A 4,435-nucleotide genomic window follows, 5' to 3' on the forward strand; every position below is an offset into this window, starting at 1 on the left:
GCGGCGTCTCCAGGTACCACTTCCCCATGTACCTCAAGGAAATCGAGTTCCGTTTCAACCACCGGGGCGACAACACCTTCAGGCTCTTCCTGAAGGCCTTTTTTGGTTACGTTTCGCCCTAATTACCTAATAAAATCCATGGACTGATAGAAAAAAGAAGAATCTTCTTCATGACCGAAATGGCGCCGGAATGAATCAATTTTATTTTTGGCACCATCAGAGATGGCGAAAGTAAGCTCTCGTGCCCTATCGAGACGCTGGGGGAGTGACTCATATTTATTGCGTTTCCACCCGGAAAAATCGTAGCTCACGGCAAGCGGCGGTGGTATTTCTAAGGTTCTCAGATTTATACGCTCCCGTTCAGAAAGGTCGAAAGCCTCTTGTAACATAGTGCCGTTCAGGGCCGCCGAATCAGAGAACTCTGTCCGAATCAGATTTTCAAGTATCTTTCGAACCCATCCTTTTTCTTGATGGATCAACCGAGCGCCGAAAGCCACGTTGATACGTGTCGGCTCAACTACACGGTATCCGTTTGCTTCGTATTGGGCCATGGTGTGCGCCACGAGCGCCTCTCGACTTGCGAAAAGTTCACCCTTTGCCGCTGCGTAGAAGTCGTCCAAAAAACGGCGGTATGATGGTTCATTGCCGCCATCACCCGATAGAAAGCGCTCGATGAGGGTGGCTAGATCGATCCCCATGCTCCGCAATAGCTGAAAAACGGGTTTATAGAAATTGAGAGCGAATATCGTATAGAACATGAAATTCAGACCGCGCACGGCTAAAAAATCGCTTTCAGAGAAACTACCTGAGGAGACAACAACTTCCTCGTGTTCCAACACAAATTGATTCTCGACATATCCATAATTGCTTCCTAGTAGGCGGAAGGCCGTTTTAATGCCGTATTTCTCGCGAACACCAGGACGGTTTAACTCAATCCCATCCATGATGAATAGATTGTGACAAAGCACAGTATCGAAGCCGCGAGCGACCGAGCGATTCAGCAGATCAACAAATGATTCGCGTGTCTCGTACGGCAAGCCAAAGATAAGTTCCGTTGTCGTTGATAGATTCCGTTCTTTGGCCCAATCAATGGCAGCGGCAATTTCTGTCTCGCTAACGTTGCGCCGATTGATCGCCTTCAACGTTTCGGGGTTTTCGGTTTGAAGCGCCAAACACAGGCCCAATTGATTATATTCGCCCAGCGTTTCGACCACCGTCCTCGCCGTATTCGTAAATCTTTTGTCGTTATAGAAAAATACCGACTTAGGATATCCCACACGTTCACCGCATTCGCGGACATATCGCGCGATATCCGTGTCACGTTCCAAAATTCCAAAATTTTCATCGGCAATAAATAGCGTTTGATAATCGCGGCCGGCGTAGGCCCTAGCGATGTAGGATAGATCTTCCTTTATCTGCTCTATGGGAAATGCTCGGATTTTTCCGCGAAGCTTGCCGGAGACACAAAAGGCGCATGTGTAGGGGCAAAAACGGGATGTCTGTACAAGCGGTTGAAATTCTTCAGTGAGAAAAGGATCCAACAATCCGGACAGATATGGAGAGCCGAGCGTTTCGAGGTCAAGAGTGAGGCCAACCGCTCGCCCCGCTCGCAATGTGCCATCTTCCACGAAGACCACACCGTCAATCGGATCTTGTTTCAGCCCGGAACGGTTGGAAAGCAATCTTTCGACAATATTCCAAAAACCAATCTCACCTTCGTTGACAACCAGAAAGTCGGCATCCGGCAACGCCGCAAAAAGGCGGCGCTGCTCGCTCGGATCCGTATCGATGCTGGGGCCGCCATAAACAATAGTCACATCGGATCCATAAAGGGCGCGGACATAGCGGGCGGCCTCTCGGCCAAGGTCCGTATTCCAATAATACAGGGAGAAACCAACCACATCCGGCTTTTTGGCCGCGATATCAGGATAGAGAGATGCCGTATTTTTGTAGAGGGTAACGTCAACGTCCGTTCCCGCTTTTTGTTTTAGATATTGGCCGACGAACCCGATATTCAGGGGTGTGTAGCGCGTATGTGCTGTGTACTGGTTCGAGTAACACAAGTCGGCGAGGAGGATGCGCAGTTGCCGAGACATTCGTAATGCTCCAAGACGCTAAAGCTGGGATTTTTCCACGGACATTCAAATCCCGAAATCACATAGGGGCATTCTACTCGACACTCTCAAGATGCATCTTGATTTCCGGAGATACGGTATCACTTCGATCGCACAGAGCAACCCTGCGCATTGTGTGGGATGCGGCCTATAAGATTTTCCTCGGCGATTTTCACGGCTCGATCGCCTCGTCCTCGGCGTAGGCGCGCGTCGCGACGCGGCCCAACCAATCCCAATAGCGATCCGGGGCGAGTGCGCCGCCCGCGCGCTTGACGGCGAGATTGTCCTCGCCGAACGCCTCGCCCACCTTGATCGCGCGCCGGGCAACCAGGCACTTGCGGACTACGGCGATGTTCTTGATCTCGGAGGGGGCCGGGGCCTTGCGCCCGTCGCCCAAGGCTCGCTCCACTTGGCGGATGCCCTCGACCATGGCCTTGAGTTCGCCCGGCTCCAGCGAGGCCTTGTGGTCCGGCCCGGGCAGGGTCCGATCCAACGTGAAATGTTTTTCGATCACGACGGCGCCACGCGCGGCCGCCGCGACGGCGACGTTGATCCCGGGACTATGGTCGGACAGGCCGACCGGCAGCCCAAACGCCTCGCGCAGGGTGTCCATTGCCCGCAGGTTCACGTCCTCGAAGGGCGCGGGATACTCGGTCGTGCAATGAAGCAGCGTCACTTTTTTAGCCAGCATGGCGCGCCCTCGGGTATCGGCGAAGGCGGCAGCGAAAAACTCCGTCCTGGGTTTTTCGGTCCGCCCCAAATAGCCGAACGCCAACACGCCCAGCGCGCGGCGCACGTCGTCGAGGTCGCTCATGCCGGTGGAAAGAATGATGTCGGCGCCGGCGCGCGCCGCGGCCAGCAGCAACGGGGCATTGGTGATTTCGCCTGAGGGGATCTTGACAAGGTGAAGACCGAGTTCCCCGGTCAACAGCCGCAGGCTGGGCAGATCGAAGGGCGTCGAGAGAAAGCGGATCCGGCGTTCGGCGCAGCGCGCGACCAGCCGTTCGTGCGCGGCGCGGTCGAGTTCCAGGCGCTTGATCATCGCGTGCTGGGTTTCGGCCGCATCCGTGGTCGCGCGTTGGTAATCGCATTTCGGCGCTTGGCGGCCGACCAATTCGTCGGCGACGAAACTTTGGAACTTGACCATGTCCGCGCCGGCCTCGGCGGCCGCGTCGACCAGGGCCAGCGCGCGGCCGAGATCGCCGTTGTGATTGACGCCGACTTCGGCGATAATGACGATGCTCATGCCCGGGCTCCGGCGGGCTCGGTCAGCGCGCGCCAGACTTCCGCGCCCGCGTCGGGGATGGAGACGAACGCGCTCAATCGTTCCAGTGCGCCGGCGATCGTCGCGACCAGATCGCGCGGTCGGCGCAGGCGCTCGTGAACCTCGCCCGCGTCGCGGCAAACGGGAAGATCGACTTTGCCGCCCTCGGTAACGCCGCTGGGCGACATCACGACCGGGATATAAGGCTTGCCCATGGCCATCACCTCGACCACGGCGCCAGACGTAATCGGGCCGATGACCACGTCCGCCCAGTCGATTTCGGGATGGATCGGTTCGGTCTGCAATATTCGGGTCTCGATGCCGTGGCGGCGGAAGACCTCGGCGTAATAATCCGCGCGCTCAAGGCCGGGGTGAAGCTTGAAGCGGGTCTCGTATCCCGCTTCGGCCAGCATCGCCAGCACCTCGACGGCGTACTTGAATCCGTCGCCGCGCATGGCAACCAGGTCGTCGGGAACGGGCGGGCAGGCCAGAACCAAGGCCCGCGTCCATCGCGCGCGCGGCGCCGACGCGGCGCGGAGGGGATCGAGAACCGGATAGCCGGTCCGGCGCGCGGGCAGGGGCGAGCCGGTCTCGGCGAGCCACTCCTCGCCCTGCGCGCCCCAGGACAGGAAACGTGTCAGCAACGGCGGCCGGCCGTCGAGGCCGACCCGCGCATCGTGCCGCTGATGGGTATTGAACATGCCGTTGACCAGCTCATCGGCGGGAACGCCGAAAACGCGCGCGAGTTCGACCGGTATGCGGGATTCGTAGTTGGTCGAATCGGTTACCAGCACGCGGCGGAAGCGATGGCGCTCGAACAGTCGCCGCCAGTTCTTGATCCGCGCCGCCATCGCCCGGAACCGGCCCGAGGCGATGATGGTTTCAAGAACATAGGCGCGGCGGAAACGCTCGATGCCATGCGCCGGTCCCTGCGCCGACTCGGCCCAGGCCGTCTTCAGCCGCGCGATGATGGCCGCGACCGCCGCCTCCTCGTCCTCGGACAGCGGCACGCGCGGGAACGCGGCCAGATGGAATCCCCGGCGCAGGGCCCGCGCGG

2 protein-coding genes are annotated in these 4,435 nt (G+C 58.5%); both read right to left on the minus strand.

The annotated features are described in order from the left end of the window. Positions 1–122: 122 nt before the first annotated feature. Positions 123–2,096 carry a radical SAM protein gene (locus FJ311_15855; GenBank protein ID MBM3952908.1) on the minus strand — a complete coding sequence of 658 codons (1,974 nt, stop codon included), beginning with the start codon at positions 2,094–2,096 and terminating at the stop codon, positions 123–125. A 190-nt stretch (positions 2,097–2,286) separates the two neighbouring features. Further along, a complete protein-coding gene (neuB, locus tag FJ311_15860) occupies positions 2,287–3,360 on the minus strand; it encodes an N-acetylneuraminate synthase (protein ID MBM3952909.1) in 1,074 nt (357 codons plus the stop codon). Positions 3,361–4,435 lie beyond the last annotated feature (1,075 nt).

Source organism: Rhodospirillales bacterium (genome assembly GCA_016872535.1).
Classification (GTDB): domain Bacteria; phylum Pseudomonadota; class Alphaproteobacteria; order Rhodospirillales; family 2-12-FULL-67-15; genus 2-12-FULL-67-15.

Coding starts and splice junctions, on each gene's coding strand:
- FJ311_15855 (MBM3952908.1), bottom strand. CDS start 2,096: ATGTCTCGGCAACTGCGCATCCTCCTCGCCGACTTGTGTTACTCGAAC.
- neuB (MBM3952909.1), bottom strand. CDS start 3,360: ATGAGCATCGTCATTATCGCCGAAGTCGGCGTCAATCACAACGGCGAT.